General features: G+C 73.2%; 20 protein-coding genes. 17 read left to right on the top strand and 3 right to left on the bottom strand.

Annotated elements, in window-relative coordinates; all coding sequences use genetic code 11:
- The first annotated feature begins 116 nt into the window (after positions 1-116).
- The 7 genes from ACFYNU_RS12975 to cobI all read left to right on the top strand — a co-directional run bounded on the left by ACFYNU_RS12975 (position 117) and on the right by cobI (position 11443).
- Positions 117-1103, top strand: a complete 987-nt coding sequence (locus tag ACFYNU_RS12975) for a cobalamin biosynthesis protein (RefSeq protein WP_356586106.1) — start codon at positions 117-119, stop codon at positions 1101-1103.
- On the top strand, positions 1100-2662 hold the full coding sequence (locus tag ACFYNU_RS12980; RefSeq protein WP_356586104.1) for a cobyric acid synthase: 1563 nt from the start codon (positions 1100-1102) through the stop codon (positions 2660-2662). The genes ACFYNU_RS12975 and ACFYNU_RS12980 overlap by 4 nt, the downstream gene beginning before the upstream one ends.
- Positions 2659-6366 carry a cobaltochelatase subunit CobN gene (cobN, locus tag ACFYNU_RS12985; protein WP_356586102.1) on the top strand — a complete coding sequence of 1236 codons (3708 nt, stop codon included), beginning with the start codon at positions 2659-2661 and terminating at the stop codon, positions 6364-6366. The genes ACFYNU_RS12980 and cobN overlap by 4 nt, the downstream gene beginning before the upstream one ends.
- A gap of 148 nt (positions 6367-6514) precedes the next feature.
- The gene (locus ACFYNU_RS12990; protein WP_356586100.1) at positions 6515-8551 is read left to right on the top strand and encodes a putative cobaltochelatase; all 2037 of its coding nucleotides are present in this window, start codon (positions 6515-6517) and stop codon (positions 8549-8551) included.
- Complete coding sequence (gene cobO, locus ACFYNU_RS12995; protein WP_356586098.1) at positions 8551-9150, top strand: cob(I)yrinic acid a,c-diamide adenosyltransferase; 600 nt, start codon at positions 8551-8553, stop codon at positions 9148-9150. The genes ACFYNU_RS12990 and cobO overlap by 1 nt, the downstream gene beginning before the upstream one ends.
- Positions 9151-9170: 20 nt before the next feature.
- Positions 9171-10691 carry a cobyrinate a,c-diamide synthase gene (locus ACFYNU_RS13000; RefSeq protein WP_388766163.1) on the top strand — a complete coding sequence of 507 codons (1521 nt, stop codon included), beginning with the start codon at positions 9171-9173 and terminating at the stop codon, positions 10689-10691.
- Complete coding sequence (cobI, locus tag ACFYNU_RS13005; RefSeq protein WP_356586094.1) at positions 10688-11443, top strand: precorrin-2 C(20)-methyltransferase; 756 nt, start codon at positions 10688-10690, stop codon at positions 11441-11443. Before ACFYNU_RS13000 ends, cobI begins: the two co-directional genes overlap by 4 nt.
- A 26-nt stretch (positions 11444-11469) precedes the next feature.
- Here the strand turns inward: cobI and ACFYNU_RS13010 are convergent, their stop codons facing one another.
- On the bottom strand, positions 11470-12234 hold the full coding sequence (locus tag ACFYNU_RS13010; RefSeq protein ID WP_356586092.1) for a ZIP family metal transporter: 765 nt from the start codon (positions 12232-12234) through the stop codon (positions 11470-11472).
- 110 nt (positions 12235-12344) lie between these two features.
- Here ACFYNU_RS13010 and cobM point away from each other — a divergent pair, with 110 nt between their 5' ends.
- The 6 genes from cobM to cobC are packed head-to-tail and all read left to right on the top strand — an operon-like array spanning position 12345 to position 18905.
- On the top strand, positions 12345-13184 hold the full coding sequence (cobM, locus tag ACFYNU_RS13015) for a precorrin-4 C(11)-methyltransferase (RefSeq protein WP_388766166.1): 840 nt from the start codon (positions 12345-12347) through the stop codon (positions 13182-13184).
- Positions 13181-14464: a precorrin-6y C5,15-methyltransferase (decarboxylating) subunit CbiE gene (cbiE, locus tag ACFYNU_RS13020; protein WP_356586088.1), complete on the top strand. Its 1284-nt coding sequence runs from the start codon at positions 13181-13183 to the stop codon at positions 14462-14464. The genes cobM and cbiE overlap by 4 nt, the downstream gene beginning before the upstream one ends.
- Complete coding sequence (gene cobJ / locus ACFYNU_RS13025; protein WP_356586086.1) at positions 14461-16320, top strand: precorrin-3B C(17)-methyltransferase; 1860 nt, start codon at positions 14461-14463, stop codon at positions 16318-16320. Before cbiE ends, cobJ begins: the two co-directional genes overlap by 4 nt.
- Positions 16317-16916, top strand: a complete 600-nt coding sequence (locus ACFYNU_RS13030) for a precorrin-8X methylmutase (RefSeq protein ID WP_356586084.1) — start codon at positions 16317-16319, stop codon at positions 16914-16916. The genes cobJ and ACFYNU_RS13030 overlap by 4 nt, the downstream gene beginning before the upstream one ends.
- Positions 16913-17851: a sirohydrochlorin chelatase gene (locus ACFYNU_RS13035; RefSeq protein ID WP_356586082.1), complete on the top strand. Its 939-nt coding sequence runs from the start codon at positions 16913-16915 to the stop codon at positions 17849-17851. The genes ACFYNU_RS13030 and ACFYNU_RS13035 overlap by 4 nt, the downstream gene beginning before the upstream one ends.
- Positions 17787-18905: an Rv2231c family pyridoxal phosphate-dependent protein CobC gene (gene cobC, locus ACFYNU_RS13040; RefSeq protein ID WP_388766084.1), complete on the top strand. Its 1119-nt coding sequence runs from the start codon at positions 17787-17789 to the stop codon at positions 18903-18905. Before ACFYNU_RS13035 ends, cobC begins: the two co-directional genes overlap by 65 nt.
- 106 nt (positions 18906-19011) lie before the next feature.
- Here cobC and ACFYNU_RS13045 read toward each other — a convergent pair whose 3' ends face one another.
- Positions 19012-19923 carry an SCO1860 family LAETG-anchored protein gene (locus ACFYNU_RS13045; RefSeq protein WP_356586078.1) on the bottom strand — a complete coding sequence of 304 codons (912 nt, stop codon included), beginning with the start codon at positions 19921-19923 and terminating at the stop codon, positions 19012-19014.
- Between the two features lie 319 nt (positions 19924-20242).
- Positions 20243-21334 (bottom strand): amidohydrolase family protein, encoded by a 1092-nt coding sequence (locus ACFYNU_RS13050; protein ID WP_356586076.1) that lies wholly within the window; start codon positions 21332-21334, stop codon positions 20243-20245.
- A gap of 187 nt (positions 21335-21521) precedes the next feature.
- Between ACFYNU_RS13050 and ACFYNU_RS13055 the strand changes: the two genes are divergently transcribed.
- The 4 genes from ACFYNU_RS13055 (at position 21522) to ACFYNU_RS13070 (ending at position 25392) form a co-directional block, all read left to right on the top strand.
- Positions 21522-22634, top strand: a complete 1113-nt coding sequence (locus ACFYNU_RS13055; protein WP_356586074.1) for an aminotransferase class V-fold PLP-dependent enzyme — start codon at positions 21522-21524, stop codon at positions 22632-22634.
- Positions 22635-22957: 323 nt separating this feature from the next.
- On the top strand, positions 22958-23527 hold the full coding sequence (ectA, locus tag ACFYNU_RS13060; protein WP_356586072.1) for a diaminobutyrate acetyltransferase: 570 nt from the start codon (positions 22958-22960) through the stop codon (positions 23525-23527).
- A gap of 60 nt (positions 23528-23587) precedes the next feature.
- Positions 23588-24856, top strand: a complete 1269-nt coding sequence (gene ectB / locus ACFYNU_RS13065; RefSeq protein WP_356586070.1) for a diaminobutyrate--2-oxoglutarate transaminase — start codon at positions 23588-23590, stop codon at positions 24854-24856.
- A 137-nt stretch (positions 24857-24993) separates the two neighbouring features.
- The gene (locus tag ACFYNU_RS13070) at positions 24994-25392 is read left to right on the top strand and encodes an ectoine synthase (protein WP_356586068.1); all 399 of its coding nucleotides are present in this window, start codon (positions 24994-24996) and stop codon (positions 25390-25392) included.

The raw sequence follows: 25392 nt of genomic DNA on the forward strand, positions 1-25392 counted from the left end.
CTTCGAGACCTCCGAGTCCGTCGCGTCCTTCGAGTCCGTCGACTCCTTCGCGTCCTTCGCGTCCTTCGAGTACGAGAACCCCGAGAGCTTCCCGAGGCGTAACGGCGGGCTGAGCGATGCGTGCCGAGTATTCGGCGGGCCGCGAAGTACCGGCCCAGGGAAGCGTTTTCGCGTACGGCGCCGCCGCCGGTCTGCTCGCCGACCGGTGCTTCGGCGATCCCCGGCGCGGCCATCCGGTCGCCGCCTTCGGGCGGGCAGCGGGCACCGTCGAGCGTCTGCTGTGGCGTGACCACCGGGGCTGGGGCGCGCTGTACGCCGTGGTGTGTGCCGGGGGTACGGCCGGGGCGGCGGCACTCGTGGCGCGCGGGCTGCGGAACCGTACCGCCGCGTCCGTGGCCCTGACCGCCGCCGTCACCTGGACCGTGCTCGGCGGTACGTCGCTGGGGCGTGAGGCGCGCGCCGTCGGCGGCGCGCTGGCGGCCGGGGACGTGGAGGCCGCACGGGAGCGGCTGCCGCATCTGTGCGGACGGGACCCGCAGCATCTCGACGAGCGGGAGATCGCGCGCGCCGTCGTGGAGTCCGTCGCGGAGAACACCTCGGACGCCGTCGTGGGGGCCCTGGTCTGGGGCGCGTTCGGCGGGGTGCCGGGGCTGGCCGCGTTCCGCGCCGTCAACACGCTGGACGCGATGGTCGGGCACCGTTCGCCGCGCCATCTGCGCTTCGGCTGGGCGTCCGCGCGGCTGGACGACGTGGCGGGCTGGCCGGGAGCCCGGCTGACGGCCGCGCTGGCCGCCGTGGCGGGCGGGGCGCCCGCGCGGGCGCTGGCGGCCGTACGGCGCGACGCGGGCCGCCATCCGAGCCCCAACGCGGGCCCGGTGGAAGCGGCGTTCGCGGGCGCGCTGGGTGTACGGCTCGGCGGCACCCTCGCGTACGGCGGACGGGTCGAGCACCGGCCGGTGCTGAACGGCGGCGGCCGGCCGGTCGAGGTGGCCGACATCGAGCGGGCGGTCGAACTGTCGCGCCGGGTGGGCGTGCTGGCGCTCGGCGTCTGCGTGGCCGGGCGGCTGCTGGCCGGCCGCCTCCTGAGGAGGAGGGTCCGATGAGCGGCCGACAAGGGCTCGGGGGCGGGCTGCTGGTCGCCGGCACCACCTCCGACGCGGGGAAGAGCGTCGTCACGGCGGGGATCTGCCGCTGGCTCGTACGCCGGGGCGTGAAGGTGGCTCCCTTCAAGGGGCAGAACATGTCGCTGAACTCGTTCGTGACGCGCGAGGGCGCCGAGATCGGCCGGGCCCAGGCGATGCAGGCACAGGCGGCGCGCGTCGAGCCGACGGCGCTGATGAATCCCGTCCTGCTCAAGCCGGGCAGCGACCGCAGCAGTCAAGTGGTGCTGATGGGGCGGCCGGTGGGTGAGCTGAGCGCCCGCGGCTACCACGGCGACGGCGCGGGGCCCGGACGTCAGGAGACCCTGCTGGGCACCGTCGTGGACTGTCTCCAGGAGTTGCGGAGCACGTACGACGCGGTGATCTGCGAGGGCGCCGGCAGCCCGGCGGAGATCAATCTGCGGCGTACCGACATCGTGAACATGGGCGTCGCGCGGGCCGCCCGGCTGCCCGTCGTCGTGGTCGGCGACATCGACCGGGGCGGCGTCTTCGCGTCCTTCTTCGGTACGACGGCGCTGCTGAGCCCCGAGGACCAGACGCTGGTCTCGGGCTATCTCGTCAACAAGTTCCGGGGCGACGTGTCGCTGCTGGAGCCGGGCCTGGAGATGCTGCGCGGGCTGACCGGCCGCGCCACGTACGGCGTGCTGCCCTTCCGGCACGGACTGGGTATCGACGAGGAGGACGGTCTGCGGGTGTCCCTGCGCGGCGCCGTACGCGAGTCGGTGGTGGCTCCTCCGCACGGAGAGGACGTCCTGCGGGTCGCGGTCTGCGCGGTGCCGCTGATGTCCAACTTCACGGACGTGGACGCGCTGGCGGCCGAACCGGGCGTGGTGGTGCGGTTCGTGGACCGCCCCGACGAGATCGGGGACGCGGACCTGGTGATCGTGCCCGGTACGCGCGGCACGGTGCGGGCCCTGGCCTGGCTGCGCGAGCGCGGGCTGGCGGACGCGCTGTCGCGGCGCGCCGCCGAGGGCCGCCCCGTCCTCGGGATCTGCGGCGGCTACCAGCTGCTCGGCGAGCACATCGAGGACGATGTCGAGTCCCGCGCCGGCTCGGTCGACGGGCTCGGACTGCTGCCCGTACGCGTCGAGTTCGCCCGCGAGAAGACACTGGCGCGGCCCGTCGGCGAGGCGCTGGGCGAGCGCGTCGAGGGGTACGAGATCCACCACGGCGTCGCTTCGGTGGAAGGCGGCGATCCGTTCCTGGTCGACGGCGGTGGCCGCCGGCTGGACGGCACACGCGCCGGGCCGGTGTGGGGGACGCACTGGCACGGCTCGCTGGAGAGCGACGGCTTCCGGCGCGCGTTCCTGCGCGAGGTCGCCGCGGCGGCCGGACGCCGCTTCGTCCCCGCCCCGGACACGTCTTTCGCCACCCTCCGCGAGGAGCAGCTCGACCTCCTCGGCGATCTGATCGAAGAACACGCGGACACGGACGCGCTGCTGCGGCTGATCGAGTCGGGCGCCCCGTCAGGACTTCCCTTCATCGCACCTGGAGCGCCATGACCACCGTGCCAGTCAACAGCCCTTCGCCGACCGTGCTGTTGTTGTCCACCGCCGATACGGATCTGCTGGCGGCCCGCGCCTCCGGGGCGCCGTACGTGATCGGCAACCCGACGCGCGTCGACGCCACCGACGACCTGCCCGCGCTGATCGCGGGGGCCCGGATCGCCGTCGTACGTCTCCTGGGCGGCAAACGCGCCTGGGAGGACGGTCTCGCCGCGCTCGCCGCGTCCGGCATACCCACCGTGCTGCTGGGCGGCGAGTCCGTACCGGACGCGGAGCTGATGGCCGACTCGTCGGCGCCCGCCGGTGTGGTGGCCGAGGCGCTGCGCTATCTGGTCGAGGGCGGGCCGGAGAATCTCGCGGAGCTGGCGCGGTTCCTCTCCGACACCGTGCTGCTGACCGGCGAGGGGTTCGAGGCGCCGCGCGCCATGCCCGAGTGGGGGGTGCACGGCGAGCGCGCCTTCGTGGAAGGACGACCGACGGTCGGGGTCCTCTTCTACCGCGCGCACCAGCTGTCGGGGAACACCTCCTTCGTGGACGTGCTGTGCGACCGGATCGAGGAGCGGGGCGCCAACGCCCTTCCGGTGTACTGCGGTTCGCTGCGCGGCGCCGATCCCGCCCTCTACGAACGGCTCGGCTCGGCGGACACCCTGATCGCGACCGTGCTGGCGGCCGGCGGCACCGTCGCCTCGGACGCGTCGGCGGGCGGCGACGAGGAGGCGTGGGACATCGGGGCGCTGGCCGATCTGGACGTGCCGGTCCTGCAAGGGCTCTGTCTGACCTCGTCACGGGCGGCGTGGGACGCGTCGGACGCCGCGCTGTCCCCCATGGACGCGGCGATGCAGGTCGCGATCCCGGAGTTCGACGGGCGGCTGATCACCGTCCCGTTCTCCTTCAAGGAGGAGGGCCCGGACGGGGTCCCCGTCTATGTCGCCGACCCCGAGCGGGCCGGCCGGGTGGCCGGGATCGCGGTCAGGCACGCCCGGCTGGCGCACAAGCCGAACGCGGAGAAGAAGCTGGCCGTGGTCTTCACCGCGTACCCGACGAAGCACTCACGCGTCGGGAACGCGGTCGGCCTCGACACCCCCGCCTCCGCCGTGCGGGTGCTGGACGCCCTGCGCGACGCCGGTTACGCGGTGGGGGACGGTGCGGACGCGCACCCCGACAACGGCGACGAGCTGATCCACAGGCTCATCAACGCCGGTGGCCACGACGTGGAGTGGCTGACGGAGGAGCAGTTGGCGGTGGCGCCCGCGCGGGTGCCGCTGGCCGACTACCGCGCCTGGTTCGACAAGCTGGAGCCGGGACTGCGCGCGAGCATGCTGGAGCACTGGGGCGAGCCGCCGGGCTCGCTCTACGTGGACGGCGACGCCATCGTGCTGGCGTCGCTGCGGTTCGGGAATGTCGTCGTGATGATCCAGCCGCCACGCGGCTTCGGCGAGAACCCGATCGCGATCTACCACGACCCGGACATGCCGCCGTCGCACCACTACATGGCGGCGTACCGCTGGCTGGAGACGGCCGCCGACCGGAACGGCTTCGGCGCGGACGCGATCATCCACATGGGCAAGCACGGCACGATGGAGTGGCTGCCCGGCAAGGGCCTCGGCCTGTCGGCGGGCTGCGGCCCGGACGCGGTGCTCGGCGAACTGCCGCTGATCTACCCGTTCATCGTCAACGACCCCGGCGAGGGCACCCAGGCCAAGCGGCGCGGCCACGCCACGGTCGTGGACCATCTGGTGCCGCCGATGGCACGCGCCGACACCTACGGGGACCTGGCCAAACTGGAGCAACTGCTCGACGAGTACGCGCTGGTCAGCGATCTCGACCCGACGAAGGCGCCGACCGTGCGCGCCCAGATCTGGACGCTCGTCAAGGCCGCCGAACTCCACCACGACCTGCATGTGGACGAGCAGCCGGGCGACGACGACTTCGACTCGTTCGTCATGCATGTCGACGGCTATCTCTGCGAGATCAAGGACGTCCAGATCAGGGACGGCCTGCATATTCTCGGCGGCGGCCCCGAGGGCGGGGCCCGGGTCAACCTGGTGCTCGCCGTACTGCGCGCCTCGCAGGTCTGGGGCGGCACGGCGAACGCGCTGCCGGGTCTGCGGGCCGCGCTCGCCGAGCACTTCGGGCTGGTCGAGAAGGAACTGCTGGGCGAGCCCGGCGCCCCGGTGAAGGTGCCGGTCGAGCTGACAGACCTGGTGGCGGGCCCGGCGCGGTCGGCGGCGGACGCCATCGATCTGCTGGAGCAGCTCTGCCGGCGGCTCGCCGAGGGCATGGAGGAGCAGGGATGGGAGCTGTCGGCGGCGGCCCCCCTGGTCGGTGAGGTGCTGGGGCACCAACTGCCGTCCGCGGTGGCCGTGCTGGGCTTCGCCTGTACGGAGGTCGTGCCGAGGCTGGCCCGTACGACGGACGAGATCGACAACATCCTGCGCGCGCTGAACGGCGGCTTCGTCCCGGCGGGCCCGTCCGGGTCGCCGACGCGCGGGCTCGTCAACGTCCTGCCGACCGGCCGCAACTTCTACTCCGTCGACCCCAAGGCCATTCCGTCACGCCTGTCCTGGGAGGTCGGCCAGGCGCTCGCCGACTCGCTGGTCGCCCGGTATCTGGCCGACACCGGCGCCTACCCGGCGTCGGTGGGCCTGACCGTCTGGGGCACGTCCGCGATGCGCACCCAGGGCGACGACATCGCCGAGATCCTGGCGCTGCTGGGCTGCCGGCCGGTGTGGGACGACGCGTCGCGGCGGGTCAGCGGCTTCGAGATCGTGCCGGCGGCGGAGCTGGGCCGGCCCCGGATCGATGTGACGGTGCGGATCTCGGGCTTCTTCCGCGACGCCTTCCCGCATGTGGTGGGACTGATCGACGACGCGGTACGGGCGGTGGCGGAGCTGGACGAGCCGGCCGACGCCAACTACGTACGGGCGCACGCCGATCAGGACACGGCGGAGCACGGCGACCGGCGCCGGGCCACCGCGCGGATCTTCGGGTCGAAGCCGGGCGCGTACGGGGCGGGCCTGCTGCCGCTGATCGACGCGCGGAACTGGCAGTCCGACGCCGACCTCGCCGAGGTGTACGCGGTGTGGGGCGGTTACGCGTACGGGCGCGGGCTGGAGGGGCGCGCGGCGCGCGGCGACATGGAGACGGCGTTCCGGCGGATCAAGGTGGCGGCGAAGAATGTCGACACGCGGGAGCACGATCTGGTCGACGCGGACGACTACTTCCAGTACCACGGCGGCATGGTCGCGATGGTGCGGCATCTGACGGGCGAGTCGCCCGAGGCGTACGTGGGTGACAGCGCGACGCCGGACCAGATCAAGACGCGCACGCTCGGCGAGGAGACGCACCGGGTGTTCCGGGCGCGGGTGGTCAACCCGCGCTGGATGGCGGCGATGCGACGGCACGGCTACAAGGGCGCGTTCGAGATGGCGGCGACCGTGGACTACCTGTTCGGGTACGACGCGACGGCCGGGGTCGTGGACGACTGGATGTACGAGAAGTTGTCGGCCGAGTACGTCTTCGCGCCGGAGAACCAGGAGTTCATGCGGCAGTCCAACCCGTGGGCGTTGCGGGGGATCACGGAGCGGCTGCTGGAGGCGGCGGAGCGGGGGCTGTGGGCGGAGCCGGACGAGCAGACGCTGGAGCGGCTGCGGGCGACGTATCTGGAGCTGGAGGGCGATCTGGAGGGGGGCGGCGAATGACGGCTCGAAGCACTGGGGCCGTTCGGGCCGCTCGAAGCGCTCGGGCCGCGGGACTGCCGACTGCGGGCCCGTTGATTCCCGGCCCGCTGATTGCCGGCCCGCCGGCTCCGGACCTGCCGAACACGCTGATCCATGCCTTGGAGGCACTGTGAGTACGCCGTACCCCTTCACCGCGATCGTCGGGCAGGACGATCTGCGGCTCGCGCTGCTGCTCAACGCCGTGTCCCCCGCCGTGGGCGGTGTGCTGGTACGCGGCGAGAAAGGCACTGCGAAGAGCACGGCCGTGCGTGCCCTTTCGGTTCTCGTACCGGAGGTATCCGTCGTCGTCGGGTGCCGGTTCTCGTGCGATCCGGCCGCTCCCGACCCGGCGTGTCCCGACGGGCCGCACGAGGCGGGCTCCGGCGCGGCGCGCCCCGCGCGGATGGTCGAACTGCCCGTCGGCGCCTCCGAGGACCGGCTGGTCGGCGCGCTCGACATCGAGCGGGCACTGGCCGAGGGCGTGAAGGCCTTCGAACCGGGGCTGCTCGCCGACGCGCACCGGGGCTTGCTGTACGTCGACGAGGTCAACCTCCTCCACGACCACCTGGTGGACCTTCTGTTGGACGCCGCCGCGATGGGCGCCTCCTACGTAGAACGCGAGGGTGTCTCCGTACGGCACGCCTCCCGCTTCCTGCTCGTCGGGACGATGAACCCCGAAGAGGGCGAGCTGCGACCGCAGTTGCTCGACCGGTTCGGGCTGACCGTCGAGGTCGCCGCGTCGCGCGAGCCCGATCTGCGGGTGGAGGTCGTACGGCGCAGGCTCGCCTACGACGACGACCCCACCGCGTTCGCCGCGCGCTGGGCCGAGGAGGAGAACGAACTGCGGGCGCGCATCGTGGCCGCGCGGGCGCTGCTGCCGGAGGTACGCCTCGGGGACGCCGCCCTGCGGCAGATCGCGGCGACGTGCGCCGCGTTCGAGGTGGACGGCATGCGCGCCGACATCGTGATGGCGCGGACGGCGACGACGCTCGCCGCGTGGGCGGGGCGCACGGTCGTACTGGCCGAGGACGTACGGCAGGCGGCGCTGCTGGCGCTCCCCCACCGTCGGAGGCGCAATCCCTTCGACGCGCCGGGGCTGGACGAGGAGAAGCTGGACGACACGCTGGAGGAGTTCGGCGGCGGGGACGGCGACGGTGACGGCGACCGGGACGACTCCCCGGACGACGATCCGGACCCGGACGGGCCCGGGGGTGGCGGGCAGTCGCCCCAGGACGGGCCTCCGGAGGCCCCGCAGGACTCCCCCGCGCGGCCCGAGGAGCCCGAGGAGGCGCAGGGAGCCAGGCCCGCCGGGGGCGGTGAGCAGTCCGCCGTACGGGCCGCCGAGCCCTTCCGTACGAAGGTGCTGAGCGTGCCGGGGATCGGCGAGGGTGCCGCCGGGCGGCGCTCCCGGGCCCGGACCGAACACGGGCGGACGACCGGGTCACGGCGACCCCAAGGGGCGCTCACCAAGCTGCACTTGGCGGCCACCGTCCAGGCCGCCGCCCCGCACCAGCGGGCACGCGGGCGTTCGGGGCGCGGGCTGGTGGTGCGGCGGGACGACCTGCGGCAGGCGACCCGCGAGGGCCGTGAGGGCAATCTGGTGCTCTTCGTGGTGGACGCCTCCGGGTCGATGGCCGCGCGGCAGCGCATGTCGGCGGTGAAGGGCGCGGTGCTGTCGCTGCTCCTGGACGCGTACCAGCGGCGCGACAAGGTCGGGCTGATCACCTTCCGTGGGAAGGACGCGACGGTGGCGCTGCCGCCGACCTCGTCCGTCGACGCGGCGGCCGTACGGCTGGAGACCCTGCCCACCGGCGGGCGCACCCCGCTGTCCGCCGGGCTGTTGAAGGCGCACGACGTGCTGCGGGTGGAACGGATGCGCGATCCCGCGCGGCGTCCGCTGCTCGTCGTGGTCACGGACGGGCGGGCGACCGGCGGACCCGATCCGGTGGCGCTGGGGACGCGCGCGGCGCGGCTGCACGCCGCCGAGGGCATCGCGTCGGTGGTCGTGGACTGCGAGTCGGGGCCGGTACGGCTCGGTCTCGCGGGCGCGCTCGCGGGCGAGCTGGGCGGTACGGCCGTCACGCTCGACGAATTGCGCGCGGACAGCATCGCGGGGCTGGTCAGGGACGTACAGGTCGCTTCCGGCGGACACAGGAGGGTGGCCTGATGCCACAGGGACAGCCGGCCGTGGTGCCGGACGACGGGCTCACCACCCGGCAGCGCCGTAACCGCCCGCTCGTCGTCGTCCACACGGGCGTCGGCAAGGGCAAGTCGACGGCCGCCTTCGGGCTCGCGCTGCGCGGCTGGACGCAGGGCTGGCCGATCGGGGTGTTCCAGTTCGTCAAGTCGGCGAAGTGGAAGGTCGGCGAGGAGCACGCGCTGAAGGTGCTGGGGGCGAGCGGCGAGGGCGGCTCGGTGGCCTGGCACAAGATGGGCGAGGGCTGGTCCTGGGTGCAGCGCGACAAGCAGCTTTCCAACGAGGACGCGGCGCGCGAGGGCTGGGAGCAGGTCAAGCGGGACCTGGCGGCGCAGACGTACCAGCTGTACGTGCTGGACGAGTTCGCGTACCCGATGCATTGGGGCTGGGTGGACACCGACGAGGTCGTGCGCGTGCTGCGGGACCGGCCGGGGACCCAGCATGTCGTGATCACCGGGCGGAACGCGCCCGAGGCGCTGGTCGAACTCGCCGATCTGGTCACCGACATGACGAAGGTCAAGCACCCGATGGACGCGGGGCAGAAGGGGCAGAAGGGCATCGAGTGGTGAACGCCGCCCCGATTTCCCCCATTTCGCGCGTGACGGTGCCGCGTCTGGTCGTCGCCGCGCCGGCCTCCGGCAGCGGCAAGACCACCGTCGCCACCGGCCTGATGGCGCTCCTCGCCGCGCGCGGCCTCGACGTCTCCCCGCACAAGGTCGGGCCCGACTACATCGACGCGGGCTACCACGCGCTCGCGACGGGGCGGCCCGGCCGCAATCTCGACGCGTACCTGTGCGGTACGGAGCTGATCGGCCCGCTCTTCGCGCACGGAGCGGCGGGCTGCGACATCGCCGTGGTCGAGGGCGTGATGGGGCTGTACGACGGCGCCGCCGGGCAGGGCGAACTCGCGTCCACCGCGCAGGTGGCGAAGCTCCTGCGGGCGCCGGTGGTGCTCGTCGTGGACGCGTCGTCGCAGTCCCGGTCGGTGGCGGCCCTGGTGCACGGCTTCGCGTCGTGGGACCCGGAGGTGCGGATCGGCGGGGTGATCCTCAACAAGGTCGGCTCGGACCGGCACGAGGCGCTGCTGCGTGCGGCGCTGGACGAGTCGGGGGTGCCGGTGCTGGGTGCGCTGCGGCGTGCCGCGGAGATCGAGACGCCGTCGCGGCATCTGGGGCTGGTGCCGGTGGCGGAGCGGCGGGGGGACGCGGTCGCGGTGGTGCGGGGGTTGGCGGAGCGGGTGCGGGTGGGGTGTGACGTGGAGGGGTTGCTGGCGTTGGCGCGCAGTGCGCCTGCTCTGGAGGTGGGGGTGTGGGACGCGGTGCGGGAGGTGGGGGGTGGCGCCTGCGGGGCTGTTCCCCTACCCGCCCCTTCCCGAAACCGGGGCTCCGCCCCGGGCCCCGTACGGCCTTCGGCCGTGCCCTCAAACGCCGGGCGGGCTGAGATTCGGGGCTCCGCTCCTCAAACGCCGGAGGGGCTGGAGATGCCCGGTCCCGCGCCTCGAACCTCGGCGGGGCCGAGAGTGGCTGTCGCCGGTGGGGCCGCCTTCACCTTCTCCTACGCCGAGCACTCCGAGCTGCTGCGCGCCGCCGGCGCCGATGTCGTCGTCTTCGATCCTCTCCGGGACGAGCAACTGCCGCCCGGGACCCGCGGGGTGGTCGTCGGGGGCGGTTTCCCCGAGGTGTACGCCGCCGAGTTGGGCGCCAACGAGCCGCTCCGCAAGGCCGTCGCCGAACTGGCGTACTCCGGCGCCCCCGTGGCCGCCGAGTGCGCCGGGCTGCTCTATCTCGCGCGGTCGCTCGACGGTGCGCCCATGTGCGGCGTGCTCGACGCCGACGCGCGGATGTCGGAGCGGCTGACGCTCGGCTACCGGGAAGCCGTCGCCGTCGGCGACAGCGTCCTCGCGGCGGCCGGTACCCGGCTGCGGGGGCACGAGTTCCACCGGACGGTGCTGGAGCCGGGGGCCGGTGCGGAGCCCGCCTGGGGGCTGGTGCGGCCCGAGCGCCGGGTGGAGGGCTTCGTACAACAGGGCGTGCACGCCAGCTATCTGCACACGCACTGGGCGGCGGCGCCCGGTATGGCACGGAGATTCGTCGAAAGGTGCACGGCATGAGCGGCAGACTCGTCGGGATCGGTGTGGGGCCCGGTGACCCGGAGCTGGTGACGGTGAAGGGTGTGCGGTGCCTGCGGGAGGCCGATGTGGTCGTCGTGCCCGTCATGGCGGCGGCCGACGGCACGGACGGCGGCGAGCCCGGCCGGGCCGAGGCGACCGTGCTGCACTACGTCGGGGCCGAGAAGGTCGTACGCATCGTCTTCGCGCTCAACGAGCGCGGCGACCGGGCCCGCCGTGAGGCCGCCTGGGACGCGGCGGGCGAGCGGGTCGCCGAGCTGCTGCGCGCGCACCCTGGCGGCAGCGTGGCGTTCGCGACGATCGGCGACCCCAACGTCTACTCGACGTTCACCTATCTCGCGCAGACGATCGGCGAGTTGGTGCCCGGGACGGTCGTGGAGACCGTGCCCGGCATCACCGCCATGCAGGATCTCGCCGCGCGCGGTGGCGCCGTACTGGCCGAGGGTACCGAGCCGTTGACGCTGGTGCCGGTGACGGCGGGCGCCTCCGTACTGAAGGACGCGCTGAACGGTCCGGGCACCGTCGTGGCGTACAAGTTCGGGCGGCTGGCGGGCGAGGTCGCGACGGCGCTGCGCGAGACAGGCCGTACGGAGGGTGCGGTGTGGGGCTCGGCGCTCGGGCTGCCGGAGGAGTCGATCCGGCCCGCGTCCGAACTGGACCAGGGGACGTTGCCGTATCTCTCGACACTCATCGCACCCGCTCGGCGCGACGGCGGGCGCGGGGGCAAGCTGTGAGCGTCCGCCCGGCGGTCCGGCCCGGGTCAGCCGGCCAGCGCCACCACCAGCCAGATGAAGCCCACGCCGCCGACGGTGCACAGCAGTGTCGACAGCGCCGGGTGCTCGTGGTGCGCCTCGGGAAGGATCTCGGCGGCGGCCAGATACAGCAGCGCGCCGCCGAAGAACCCGAGATAGCTGCCGAGAAGTTCCTCCGGAAGGGTGAACAGCAGCGTGGACGCGGCGCCGACGACGGGCGCGACCGCGTCGGCGAGGAGCATCGCGAAGGCTCTGCGGCGGTCGTTCCCGTAGAGGCTGGTGAGCGTGTACGTGTTGAACCCGTCGGCGAAGTCGTGGGTGATGACGGCCAGCGCGACGGTCGCGCCCATGCCGCCGCCGACCTGGAACGCGGCGCCGAGCGCGATGCCGTCCATCAGGCTGTGCAGAACCATCGCCGCCGCGGCCGTCAGGCCCACCTCGGGCGCCCGTTCGGGCCGTCCGGCGTCCCGGCCGTGGTGGTGCGGGTCGTCGGCGTCCGCCGCGCCGTGTGCGGCCCTGCGTACGGCCAGCAGCCGCTCCACGACGTGCGCGAAGAGGAATCCGCCGACGAACAGCAGCAGCGCCCGGTGGACGCCGAGGAAGTCCTCGCCGGCCGCCTCCATGGCCTCGGGCAGCAGCTCAAGGCCGACCACGCCGAGCATCAGCCCGCCGGCCAGGCCGAGTACCAGATGGCGGCGGTCGGTGACGCGCTGCGCCGTCCAGCCGCCGAAGAGCGTCATGAGGAACGCGCCGAGCGCGACGAACACCGCCATGCGCCCTTGCTAGCCGATCGGACCCCTGGTCCGCACATTCATGTTCACCCCTTCCGCTCCCCCGCCCCGTTGACCCGCGAGGACCGCCGCTCATGACCGACACCACCGCCATGACCGGCCCCACCGCCGGCAAGGTGACCTTCGTGGGCGCGGGCCCCGGCGCCGCCGACCTGCTGACCTTCCGTGCCGCGCGCGCCATCGGCGCCGCCGACGTCGTCATCTGGGCGGCCAGCCTGGTGCAGGCCGAGGTGCTCGACCACGCGCGCGTGGGCGCCGAGATCCTGGACTCGGCCGCGCTCTCTTTGGAGGACGTCGTCGCCGTGTACGAACGGGCGGCGCGCGAGGGCCTGAAGGTCGCCCGGATCCACTCCGGCGACCCGGCCCTGTGGGGCGGTACGCAGGAGCAGGTCGACCGCTGCGACGCGCTCGGCCTGGAGGTGGAGATCGTGCCGGGGGTCTCGTCGTTCTCCGCCGTCGCCGCCGTCGCGGGGCGGGAGTTGACGATTCCCGAGGTCGCGCAGTCCGTGATCCTGACCCGGCTGGGCGGCGGCAAGACGCCGATGCCGCCGGGTGAGGAGGTACGGGAGTTCGCCCGGCACGGTACGACGATGGCCGTGTTCCTGTCGGCCGCGCGGTCGGGGCAGCTCACCCAGGAACTGCTGGAGGGCGGCTATCCGACGTCGACGCCCGTCGTCGTCGCCCACCAGGTGACCTGGCCGGAGGAGCTTGTCGTGCGGTGCACCCTCGGCACGCTGGAGGAGACCGTCAAGGAGCACAAGCTCTGGAAGCACACGCTGTTCCTGGTGGGGCCCGCGCTGGCCGCGTCGGGGACGCGCTCGCACCTCTACCACCCGGGGCACTTCCACGGCTTCCGGCGGGCCGATCCGGCCGCCCGCAAGGCGCTGCGGGAGTCTCTGCGCGAGGAGCGGACGCGGGGTGCCGCGCGGTGATCACGGTCATCGGTACGGGGACGGGGACGCCGCTGTCCGCCGACTCCCTGCGGGCCGTGGCCGAGGCGACGCTGGTCGTCGGCGGTCGTCGGCATCTTCAGGAGGCCGCGTCGGGGGCCGCCTTGCCCGAGCGGGTCTCACGGGTGGTGCTCGGGCCGCTGGCACCGGCGCTGGACGTGATCGCGCGGCATCGCGCCGACGGGAGCGCGGGCCGTGTCGTGGTGCTGGCCTCGGGCGATCCGGGGCTGTTCGGGATCGTACGGGCGCTGGCCGGGCGCTTCGGGCCGGGGGCCCTGGACGTACGGCCGGCCGCGCCGTCCGTCGCGGTGGCGTTCGCCCGGGTCGGTCTGCCGTGGGACGACGCGGTCGTGGTCAGCGCCCATGGACGTGACCTCCGTACGGCGGTCAACGTCTGCCGCGCGCACCCCAAGGTGGCGGTACTGACCGGCCCCGGTGCGGGTCCGGCCGAGTTGGGTGCCGCGCTCGCGGACACCGGGCTGCCGCGCACGCTCGTCGTCGCGTCCGCGCTGGGCGACCCGGACTCCGAGCGGGTCGAGCAGTTGTCCCCCGCCGACGCGGCTGCCCGCGACTGGCCGGAGCCGCTGAGCGTGGTGCTGTGCCTGGACGACGTACGGGCGCGGGCGCACGCCCCCGTGCCGCGCACGCTGGCCGGCCACGCGCCGGGGCCCGCGCGCTGGGCGCTGGGCGAGGAGGAGTTCGCGCACCGCGACTCGATGATCACCAAGTTCGAGGTGCGAGCGCTGGCGCTGGCGCGGCTCGGGCCGAGGACGGGCGATCTGGTGTGGGACGTCGGCGCGGGCTCGGGGTCGGTGGCCGTGGAGTGCGCGCGGTTCGGCGCGGCGGCGATCGCCGTGGAGAAGTCGCCCGACGGTGTCGAGCGCGTCCGCGCCAACGCGCTGGCGCACGGCGTGGACGTCCAGACAGTGCACGGGTCCGCGCCCGCGGCACTGACCCGACTGCCCGACCCGGACGCCGTGTTCGTCGGCGGCGGGGGCCGTGAGCTGCCCGCCGTCGTCGCGGCGTGCGCGCGCCGGACGATGAGAACGGTGGTGGTGTCGGTGGCCGCGCTGGACCGGGTCCCGGCGGTGCGCCAGGCGCTCTCCGAGGCCGGGTTCAGCACCGGCGGCGTACTGCTGCACTCCTCCCGGCTCGCCCCGCTGCCCGGCGACGTGACCCGGCTCGCGGGCACGAACCCCGTCTTCCTGCTGTGGGGCGACCGCCCCGCGGATTCCCACCCTCTGCGAGGAGCGACCCAGTGATCGGCCTGATCTCCGCGACGGCGGCGGGCGCCTCGGCCCGCGACCGCCTGGCCAGGGCCTGGCCGGACCGTACGCGCGTCTACGAAGGACCGGTACCGGAGGCGATGGAGCGCGCGTTCGCCGAGTGCGACCAGTTGGTGTGCTTCCTGGCCACGGGGGCGACGGTACGGCTGCTGGCCCCGCTGCTGGCCGACAAGGCGACGGACCCGGGCGTGGTGTGTGTGGACGAGGCCGGCCGGTACGCGGTGTCGCTGCTCGGCGGCCACGGCGGCGGCGCCAACGCCTTGGCGGCGGAGGTCGGTTCGACGCTGTCCGCGACCCCGGTGATCACGACGGCGACGGACGCTACGGGCATCCCCGGTCTCGACACGCTGGGCCTGCCGGCGGAGGGCGCGCTGCCCCGGGTGACACGCGCGATTCTCGACGGCGCGCCGGTGACACTGCGGGCGGACGCGGTCTGGCCACTGCCGCCGCTGCCGCCGAACGTGACGGCGGAGTTGGCACCGCGCCCGTGCGACGCGCCGCACGATGCCACCGCGCCGCCCCACGGCCACGCCCCGACCGGCCCGGCCGAGAACCAGGAACCGCCGGAAGGCCCGGCCGAGACCACCGCCACGTCGCCGTCAACACCGACCGCCGACGACACGCGACCCACCCCCACCGTCCTCGTCACCGACCGCACCGTCCCCCTCGGGCCCACCGACGTCGTTCTGCGTCCGCCGTCCCTCGTCGTCGGTGTCGGCGCCAGCCGGGGCGTCGGTGTCGACGAGGTGTACGGGCTCGTACTGGACGCCCTGCGTGACGCCGGGCTCTCGGCGCTCAGCGTCGTGGAGTTGGCGACCGTCGACGCCAAGGCGGACGAGCCCGGCATCGTCGGGGCCGCCGGCAGGCTCGGGGTGCCCGTCCGGACGTACGCGGCCGGCGTGCTCGCCGCGGTCGACGTGCCCAACCCGTCGGACGCCCCGCTCGCGGCCGTCGGCACCCCGTCCGTCGCCGAGGCCGCCGCGCTCACCGCCGCCGGTCCCGGTGGTGAACTCCTCGTGCCGAAGCGGAAGTCCGGCCCCGAGGGGCGCCCCGCGATGGCCACCTGCGCCGTCGTGCGCCGGGCCCCGCGCGGGCGGCTCGCCGTCGTCGGGCTCGGGCCCGGGGCGCGGGATCTGGTGACGCCGCGTGCCACGGCCGAGTTGCGGCGGGCGTCGGTGCTCGTCGGGCTCGACCAGTACGTCGACCAGATCAGGGACCTGCTGCGGCCCGGCACGCGCGTGATCGAGTCGGGGCTCGGGCGCGAGGAGGAACGCGCCCGCACTGCGGTGGCCGAGGCCCAGGCCGGCCACGCCGTGGCGCTCATCGGCAGCGGCGACGCGGGCGTGTACGCGATGGCTTCGCCCGCGCTCGCCGAGGCGGCCGACGACATCGAGGTGGTCGGTGTACCGGGTGTGACGGCCGCGCTCGCCGCCGCCGCGATCCTCGGCGCGCCCCTCGGGCACGACCATGTCTCGATCAGCCTGTCCGACCTGCACACGCCGTGGGAGGTCATCGAGCGCCGCGTCCGCGCGGCGGCCGAGGCGGACATCGTGGTGACCTTCTACAACCCGCGCAGTCGCAGCCGGGACTGGCAACTGCCCAAGGCGCTGGCCCTGTTGGCGGAGCACCGTACGGCGACGACCCCCGTCGGAGTCGTACGCAACGCGTCCCGCCCCGACGGCACCAGCCACCTCACCACACTCGCCCGGCTCGACCCGGCGACGGTGGACATGATGACGGTGGTGACGGTGGGCAACACGGCCACGCGTGAGATCGCGGGCCGCATGGTGACGCCACGGGGCTACCGGTGGCAGTCGGAGGGAGCCCGGTGAACCGCGAGGACCGTGTCGTCCATCCCATCGAGGAGGAGTCGTTCCGCAGGCTGCGCGCCCGCGTCGACACCTCGTACCTCGCGCCGCTGACCCGCGCGGTCGTGGAGCGCGTCATCCACTCGGCGGCCGATCCGGCGTATCTGACCGATCTGGTCTGCGACGAACCGACACTGGCCGCCGCGCACGGCGCGCTGCACGCGGGGGCGCCGGTCGTCGCCGACGTGGAGATGGTCGCCGCCGGGATCACCCGCCGCACCGCGGTGTGCCGTCTCAAGGAGGCCGTGTCGGGGCCGGGGCTGACCCGTTCCGCGCACGCGGTGCGCCTGGCGTACGAGCAGGTGGGACCCGGCGCGGTCTGGGTCGTCGGCTGCGCGCCCACCGCACTGGAGGAGTTGCTGCTCCTGGACGCCGCCCCGGCGCTGGTGATCGGGCTCCCGGTCGGCTTCGTCGGCGCCGTCGAGTCCAAGGCCGCGCTGCGCGAGAGCGGCCTTCCCGCCGTGTCCAACATCTCGGAGAAGGGCGGCTCCGCCGTGGCCGCCGCCGCGCTGAACGCCCTGCTGTACCACCCGCACACCCCTCCCAAGGAGAACGCGTGACCACCCCTCGCCCCGCACTGCTCATCGCCGGCCACGGCACCAGGGACAACGGGGGCGCCGAAGCCTTCCGCGAGTTCGTACGGGAGTTGGGCAGGCTCCACCCCGAACTGCCCGTCGCAGGCGGCTTCATCGAGCTGTCGGCGCCGCCCCTCGGCGACGCCGTGACCGAACTCGTCGAGCGGGGCGTCACACGCTTCGCCGCCGTCCCGCTGATGCTGGTGTCCGCCGGGCACGCCAAGGGCGACATACCGGCCGCCCTGAAGCGCGAGAAGGAGCGCCACCCGGGCGTCTCGTACACCTACGGCCGTCCGCTCGGCCCGCACCCCGCCCTGCTCGGTGTCCTCGAACGGCGCCTGGACGAGGCGATGGCGAAGCTGACGGGCGACGTCGACCGGTCGGAGGTGACCGTGCTGCTCGTGGGGCGTGGCTCGACCGACCCCGACGCCAACGCGGAGGTGCTGAAGGCGGCGCGGCTTCTTTGGGAGGGGCGCGGTTACGCGGGGGTGGAGACGGCCTTCGTGTCACTGGCCGCGCCGGACGTGCCGAGCGGTCTCGACCGCTGTGTACGGCTCGGGGCGCGCCGGATCGTGGTGCTGCCGTACTTCCTTTTCACCGGGATCCTGCCGGAGCGCGTGGTGCGCCAGACGGACGAGTGGGCGGCGGCGCATCCGGAGACCGAGGTGGCGTCGGCCGATGTGGTGGGGCCCACCGAGGAGTTGCTGGATCTGGTCATGGAGCGCTACCACGAGGCGGTCCGGGGCGATCTGCGGATGAACTGCGACTCCTGTGTCTACCGCGTCGCGCTGCCCGGCTTCGAGGACAAGGTGGGGGCGCCGCAGCAGCCGCACTTCCACCCGGACGACGACGGTCATGACCACGGCGGGCACGGGCATCACCACGGGCACGGCCACGGCAGTCATGCGCACGCGCGCTGACGCCCACGACCTGCGGCACCACGGCGACGCCGAGGTACGGGACGACGGCGCGGACCTGACCGACCTCGCGGTCAACGTCCGCCCCGGCACGCCGCCGGACTGGCTGCGGGAGCGGATCGCCGCGTCGCTCACCGGTCTCGCGGCCTATCCGGACGGGCGCGCGGCGCGGGCCGCCGTCGCCGCGCGGCACGGGCTGCCGGTGGAGCGCGTCCTGCTGACGGCGGGTGTCGCGGAGGCGTTCGTCCTGCTCGCCCGCGCCCTTGAGGCGCGCCGACCGGTCGTGGTCCATCCGCAGTTCACGGAGCCGGAGGCGGCGCTGCTGGATGCCGGGCGCCCGGTACGGCGCGTGCTGCTCGATCCCGGTGACGGTTTCCGGCTGGGTCCGGCGGCCGTGGCCGCCGTTCCCGAGGACGCGGATCTGGTGGTGATCGGCAATCCGACCAACCCGACGTCGGTCCTGCACCCGGCCGCCGATCTCGTCCGACTGGCGCGTCCGGGGCGGACGCTGGTGGTGGACGAGGCGTTCATGGACGCGGTGCCCGGGGAGCCGGAGGCACTGGCGGGGCGCCGCGACGTGCCGGGACTGGTGGTGCTGCGCAGCCTGACCAAGACGTGGGGGCTCGCCGGTCTGCGGATCGGTTATGTGCTGGCGGATCCGGCGACCGTCAGGGCTCTCGCCGCCGCCCAGCCGCTCTGGGCGGTCTCGACGCCGGCACTGGCCGCCGCCGAGGCGTGCATGACGCCCGCCGCGCTCGCGGAGGCCGGCTCGGCCGCGCTGCGTACGGCGGCGGAGCGGGCCCATCTGCTGGCCGGACTGGCCCGGTTCGAGGGTGTCCACGCCGTGGAGCCGGCGGCGGGCCCCTTCGTCCTCGTACGGATGGCGGAGGCCGACGCCGTACGCGAACGCCTGCGCGCGTTGGGCTTCGCGGCGCGGCGCGGTGACACGTTCCCGGGGCTCGGCACTCGGTGGCTACGGCTCGCGGTCCGGGACCGGGCGACGACGAACCGCTTCCTCCGGGCGCTGGACGAGGCCCTGTCGGCGGTCCGCGCCTGAGGGGCGGGCGGCGCGCCTCTGCCCGGTGACCGGTTCGCTGCCGTGCGCCGGGCGGACATCCGGCCCGCCCGGCGCTCGGGAGCAACGGGGCTCCGGCTCCGCGCCGTCAGCTCCTGTCGCGCGCCCGCACCAGCACCAGCGCGCCGCCGCCCACCGCGAGCAGCAGCACGGCACCGCCTGCCAGGTACGGCGTCATGGAACTGCCGCCCGTCTCCGCGAGGTTCTCGGTCTCGGGCGTCACGGTCTGCGGCTCGACGCCCTCCTTCTCCGGCTCCGGCTCGGTCTGCTTCACCGGTTCGTCGGGCGCCTCGCAGGTCGCCTCGGCGAGTGTGAGGGTGCCCTGGACGTCGGCGACGTTCAGCTTGAGCGGGTTCACCGCGACCTTCAGTTCGAGCGCGGTCGCGGCGGCCGTACGGGACGTGGTCCGCGTCTTCGACAGGTCGAGCGTCACCTCGCCGACGCCCGGGACCTCGACGCGGGTCGGCCCGGCCGCCGAGAGCGTGACCTTCTTACCGAGGACGGTGACGGTGCCCAGCAGATTCGATTCGGCGACGGGCTTCCTCCCCGCCGCGCAGACCGCCTTGGAGGTGACCTCCTGGACCTCGATGAGTGAGAGCAACGGCAGCCCGGGGACATGCACCTTGGCATGGGCGATGTTGGCGTACCCCTCGGCCTTGTGCTCGTCGACGGTGGCCCGCGCGGTGGCGACGTCGGCGCGCAGCACGGTGAACGGCCTGCCCTGGTCGACCCCGTCGAGTTCGACGGTCAGCGCGGTCTTGTCGGCGTCGGCCGGAGCCTGGACCTCGTTGAGCGCCGCCCGCAGCGGCACGTTGACCGACTTGTTGAGCAGGGACACGTCGAGGCCGGTACGCAGAACGACCGCGCCCGCCTTGCCCTTTCCGGTGGTCACTCCGGTGCCGCCGGTGCCGCCGGTGGCCTGCGCCGGGGCGGCGAGCACGGCGGGCCCCGCGACCAGCGCCACCGCGGCGGCCAGTGCGGCGGAGCGGCGTGCGGGCATGCGGAAGACATTGCTGTTCAAGATGGTGGAACCCCCACAGAGTTGCGACGTCGCCCACCGGCCGGCACGGGGACACGTGGGCGGCGGAGGCGACCGAGACACCGGAATCCTTACGCACCGAGAGTGAACTGGCGGACACCTGCGGTGAGTTCACTCCAAAGTGAGGTTTCCGTGTCGGCGTTCGAATCTGCGGGTACGGGCGTTCCTTCCGGCCACCCGCACGGGGGGCGTGAGGTCGCGCATCGGCCCGTTCCGGCAGGCGTACGGCGTGCGCCGACACCCGCGGAACCGTCAACCCGGCGAGCCGAACCGTCCGATGTCAGCCCACGACCCGCCCGTTCAGCACGATCCGCCGCGGCTCCGCCAGCACCCGCACATCCGCCCTCGGGTCCTCGTCGAACACCACCAGATCGGCCGGGGCGCCCTCCTCAAGCCCCGGACGGCCCAGCCAGGCCCTCGCATGCCATGTGGTCGCCGACAGGGCCTCCAGCGGCGGAATACCGGCTTTCACCAACTCCGCGACCTCGTCGGCCACCAGACCGTGCGCCAGGGAGCCGCCCGCGTCGGTGCCGACGAAGACCGGGATCCCCGCGTCGTACGCGTCGCGCACCGTGTCGTAACGGCGCTCGTGCAGCCGTCGCATATGGGCCGACCAGCGCGGGTACTTGGTCTCGCCGCCGGCGGCGAGGGCCGGGAAGGTGGCGATGTTGACCAGCGTCGGGACAATGGCGACGCCGCGCTCGGCGAAGAGCGGGATGAGTTCGTCGGTGAGCCCCGTCGCGTGCTCGACGCAGTCGATCCCCGCCTCGACCAGATCGCGCAGCGCGACGTCGGCGAAGCAGTGCGCCGTGACGCGGGCGCCGAGCCGGTGCGCCTCGGCGATCGCCGCCTCGACCTCGCCGCGCGGCCAGCACGCGGTCAGATCCCCCGCCTCGCGGTCGATCCAGTCGCCGACGAGCTTGACCCAGCCGTCGCCGCGCCGGGCCTCCTGGGCGACGAAGGCGACGAGGTCGCCGGGCTCGATCTCGTGGGCGAAGTTACGGATGTAGCGGCGGGTCCGCGCGATGTGCCGGCCCGCCCTGATGATCTTCGGCAGATCGGCGCGGCCGTCGATCCAGCGGGTGTCGGACGGCGAACCCGCGTCGCGCAGCAGCAGGGTGCCCGCCTCCCGGTCCACGAGCGCCTGCTTCTCGCTCGTCGCCTCGTCGACCGGCCCGTGGGTGTCCAGACCGACGTGGCAGTGGGCGTCGACGAGGCCGGGCACGGCCCAGCCGGCGACGGTGCGGACGTCACGCGCGCCGGAGGGACGCTCGTAACTCGTCCGCCCGTCCACGACCCACAACTCGTCCCTGACCTCGTCAGGGCCGACGAGCACCCGCCCCTTCACATGCAGCACCGCGTGATCGCTCATGGGCCGAACTTTACGAGGCGCTGAGTACCCTCGACGAGGGCGTGTCCGAACACCGTTCGAGCGCCGCGCACACCCCCGTACGACAGCCCGGCGTACGACAACAGCAAGGCGCACGACAGTCCCACGTACAACACACGCACGACACCAGCCCGACCGAACCACCGGCCTACCGAAGAGAGCACCTCCCGTGACCCACCCGCTGCTGGACCTCGCCCCCCTGACCGCCGCCCACTTCGCCGCCGTCGAGCGACGCGTCGCCGCCCTGCTCGACACCGAGCAGGACGTGGTGATCACGCAGGGCGAGGCGCTGCTTCCTCTGGAGGGCTGCGTCCGGGGCGGCGCCCGCGCCGGTTCGACCGCGCTGAACGTCGTGACGGGGCCGTACGGCCAGACCTTCGGCGACTGGCTGCGCGACTGCGGCGCGACGGTCGTGGACCTGAAGGTGCCCTTCCACGCGGCGGCCACCGCCGAGCAGGTCGAGCGGGCGCTGGCGGAGCACCCGGAGATCGACTTCGTGTCGCTGGTCCACGCGGAGGCGGCCACCGGCAACACCAACCCGGTGGCCGAGATCGGTGAGGCGGTCCGCGCCCACGGGGCCCTGTTCATGCTGGACGCCGTCGCGTCCGTGGCGGCCGAGCCGCTGCTGCCCGACGCCTGGGGCGTGGACCTGTGCGTGATCGGCGCGCAGAAGGCCATGGGCGGGCCCGCCGGTGTCTCCGCCGTGTCGGTGAGCGCCCGCGCGTGGGAGCGGCTGGCCGCGAACCCGGGGGCGCCGCGCCGCTCGTACCTCTCGCTCCTCGACTGGAAGGAGCGCTGGATCGACACCGGCCGCAAGGCGCTGCCGCACGCCCCCGCCCAGCTGGAGATGCTGGCCCTGGACGCGTGCCTGGAGCGCATCGAGAAGGAGGGGCTCGCCACCCGAATGGCGGCACACGCCTCGGCGGCCTCGGCCACCCGCGCGGGCGCCCTCGCGCTGGGCGGCGGGATTGAGCCGTACGTGTACTCCGAGCGGGACGCCGCGCCGGTGGCGACGACGCTGCGCACCCCCGCCGGGGTGGACGCCGGCGCACTGGTGGCACGGGTCCTGGCGGCCCATCCCTCGCTGCCGCTGATCGCCGGGGGCGGGGCACTGGCCAAGGAGATGATCCGGGTCAACCACTACGGCTCCGACGCCACCGCCGAGGCGGTGCGGTCCTCGGTCGCCGCACTGGGCGCCGCGCTCGCCGCGTCGGGTGCCGATGTGAATCTCGCGGCTGCCGACGCGGCAGTATCCGACGCTTTCCCCGAGAACGCATCTTGAATACAAAGCAGGCGTTAATTCGAGAACACGGGAATGTATTGCATCACGCACAGCTTCCCGTATTCGTCTGCCCGCTTTTTCTGATCCTAAACACCAAGGTTTCAACAACGGCTACCGCGTAATTCTGGCACGGGTCGAGAGCGTTACGCATATGTGACCGAGTACACAAGCACGCCCGCCTTGCCCCAAATCTACCGGACAAACCGCCACAGAGCACCACTCGCTCACACGGCGCCCGCGCCCGCGTGATAACACAGATCAGGTCGCTGCCCAACCCCTGCCGACGATGCGATTTCAGAATTAGCTCGGTAAATTCAATAGACATGACTGCCGCCCAAGCAGACCTTGCAGGTGTCCGAAGCGAATTCACGCGATCCATCAGGATCGACGCCCCACGAGTGGCGGACGGAGCCGCGATCTGGCGCATCGCCCGTGATTCCGGGGTGCTGGACCTGAACTCCTCGTACAGCTATCTGCTGTGGTGTCGTGACTTCGCCGCGACCTCCGTCGTGGCCCGCGACACCTCGTCCGGCGCCGACGGGACCCCCGACAGCGACGGAGCCCCCATCGGCTTCGTCACGGGGTACATCAGGCCCGAGCGGCCCGAGGCCCTGGTCGTCTGGCAGGTGGCCGTCGACCGTGCCCACCGGGGCAAGGGTCTCGCCGGGACCCTCCTGGACGCACTCACCCGGCGGGTCACCGAGGAACAGGGGGTCACCGCCGTCGAGACGACCGTCACCCCCGACAACACCGCGTCGGACCGTATGTTCCACGCCTACTCCGAGCGTCATGGCGCGACCCTGGAGCGCGAAGTGCTCTTCGACGGAGACCTCTTCCCGGACGAAGGCCACCAGCCCGAGGTGCTGTACCGGATCGGCCCGCTCACGACCTGAGCGGCGCCACCCCCCACCCCGATCCTCACTCCTCTTCTCCCACACCCTTCAGGAGACGTCATGACCATCACCCCGCCTGTCCTGAGTGTCTTCGAGACCCTTGAATCCGAGGTGCGCAGCTACTGCCGCGGCTGGCCGGCCGTGTTCGACCGCGCGCAGGGGAGCCGGCTCACCGACGAGGACGGCCACAGCTACCTCGACTTCTTCGCCGGCGCGGGATCACTCAACTACGGGCACAACAACCCCGTACTGAAACGCGCCCTGATCGACTACATCGAGCGCGACGGCATCACCCACGGCCTGGACATGGCGACCACCGCGAAACGCGCGTTCCTGGAGTCGTTCCAGAGCGTGGTGCTGCGCCCCCGTGACCTGCCGTACAAGGTGATGTTCCCCGGCCCCACGGGCACCAACGCCGTCGAGTCGGCCCTCAAGCTGGCCCGCAAGGTGAAGAACCGCGAGGCGATCGTCTCCTTCACGAACGCCTTCCACGGCATGTCGCTGGGCTCGCTCGCCGTCACCGGCAACGCGTTCAAGCGGGCCGGAGCCGGCATCCCGCTGGTGCACGGCACCCCGATGCCGTTCGACAACTACTTCGACGGGCAGGTCCCGGACTTCCTGTGGTTCGAGCGGCTGCTCGGCGACCAGGGCTCCGGTCTCAACAAGCCCGCGGCCGTCATCGTCGAGACGGTGCAGGGCGAGGGCGGCATCAACGTCGCCCGCGCCGAGTGGCTGCGCGCGCTCGCCGAGCTGTGCGAGCGCCAGGACATGCTGCTCATCGTCGACGACATCCAGATGGGCTGCGGGCGCACCGGCGGGTTCTTCTCCTTCGAGGAGGCCGGCATCACCCCGGACATCGTCACGCTGTCGAAGTCGATCAGCGGTTACGGCCTGCCGATGGCGCTGACGCTCTTCAAGCCGGAGCTGGACATCTGGGAGCCCGGCGAGCACAACGGCACGTTCCGCGGCAACAACCCGGCCTTCGTGACGGCCGCCGCCGCGCTGAACACCTACTGGGCCGACGGCCAGATGGAGAAGCAGACCCTGGCGCGCGGCGAGCAGGTCGAGCGCGCGCTGCTGGCCATCGTCGACGAGTGCGAGCCGGACAGCGTCAGCTTCCGGGGCCGCGGTCTGGTCTGGGGCATGGAGTTCCAGGACAAGCCGCGTGCGACCGCGATCTGCCGTCGCGCCTTCGAGCTGGGGCTCCTGCTGGAGACCTCCGGCCCGGAGAGCGAGGTCGTGAAGCTGCTGCCCGCGCTGACCGTCACGCCCGAGGAACTGGACGAGGGCCTGCGCACCCTGGCCCGCGCCGTACGCGAGACCGCCTGATCCCTCAGGTCCCCCTCGGGGGCCGGGCCGGACCCACGTCTGACCCGGCCCCCGGGGGGCACCCGTACAGGCACCACCGCATCACCCCGTACCACCGCAGGAACGCAGCACCACCGCACAGAAGGGTCCGAGTCACCGTGATCGTCCGATCGTTCCAGGACATCGAGAACACCGACCGCCATGTGAAATCCGCGTCGGGCACCTGGGAGAGCAAGCGCATCGTGCTCGCCAAGGAGAAGGTCGGCTTCTCCCTGCACGAGACCATCCTCTACGCGGGCACCGAGACATCGATGTGGTACGCGAACCACATCGAGGCCGTGCTGTGCGTGGAGGGCGAGGCCGAACTCACCAACGACGACACCGGCGAGACCCACTGGATCGCCCCCGGCACCATGTATCTGCTCAACGGCCACGAGAAGCACACGCTCCGGCCGAAAACCGACTTCCGATGTGTCTGCGTCTTCAACCCGCCGGTGACAGGGCGGGAGGACCATGACGAGAACGGCGTATACCCGCTGCTGACCGAGGAGGGCTGA

The sequence above is a fragment of the Streptomyces sp. NPDC006643 genome (genome assembly GCF_042870175.1).
In the GTDB taxonomy this organism is placed as follows: Bacteria; Actinomycetota; Actinomycetes; order Streptomycetales; family Streptomycetaceae; genus Streptomyces.

Bases quoted from the DNA above. Each gene is read 5' to 3' on its own strand.
- ACFYNU_RS12975 (WP_356586106.1), top strand. From the start codon at position 117: ATGCGTGCCGAGTATTCGGCGGGCCGCGAAGTACCGGCCCAGGGAAGC.
- ACFYNU_RS12980 (WP_356586104.1), top strand. From the start codon at position 1,100: ATGAGCGGCCGACAAGGGCTCGGGGGCGGGCTGCTGGTCGCCGGCACC.
- cobN (WP_356586102.1), top strand. From the start codon at position 2,659: ATGACCACCGTGCCAGTCAACAGCCCTTCGCCGACCGTGCTGTTGTTG.
- cobO (WP_356586098.1), top strand. From the start codon at position 8,551: ATGCCACAGGGACAGCCGGCCGTGGTGCCGGACGACGGGCTCACCACC.
- cobI (WP_356586094.1), top strand. From the start codon at position 10,688: ATGAGCGGCAGACTCGTCGGGATCGGTGTGGGGCCCGGTGACCCGGAG.
- ACFYNU_RS13010 (WP_356586092.1), bottom strand. From the start codon at position 12,234: ATGGCGGTGTTCGTCGCGCTCGGCGCGTTCCTCATGACGCTCTTCGGC.
- cobM (WP_388766166.1), top strand. From the start codon at position 12,345: ATGACCGGCCCCACCGCCGGCAAGGTGACCTTCGTGGGCGCGGGCCCC.
- cobC (WP_388766084.1), top strand. From the start codon at position 17,787: ATGACCACGGCGGGCACGGGCATCACCACGGGCACGGCCACGGCAGTC.
- ACFYNU_RS13045 (WP_356586078.1), bottom strand. From the start codon at position 19,923: ATGCCCGCACGCCGCTCCGCCGCACTGGCCGCCGCGGTGGCGCTGGTC.
- ACFYNU_RS13050 (WP_356586076.1), bottom strand. From the start codon at position 21,334: ATGAGCGATCACGCGGTGCTGCATGTGAAGGGGCGGGTGCTCGTCGGC.
- ectA (WP_356586072.1), top strand. From the start codon at position 22,958: ATGACTGCCGCCCAAGCAGACCTTGCAGGTGTCCGAAGCGAATTCACG.
- ectB (WP_356586070.1), top strand. From the start codon at position 23,588: ATGACCATCACCCCGCCTGTCCTGAGTGTCTTCGAGACCCTTGAATCC.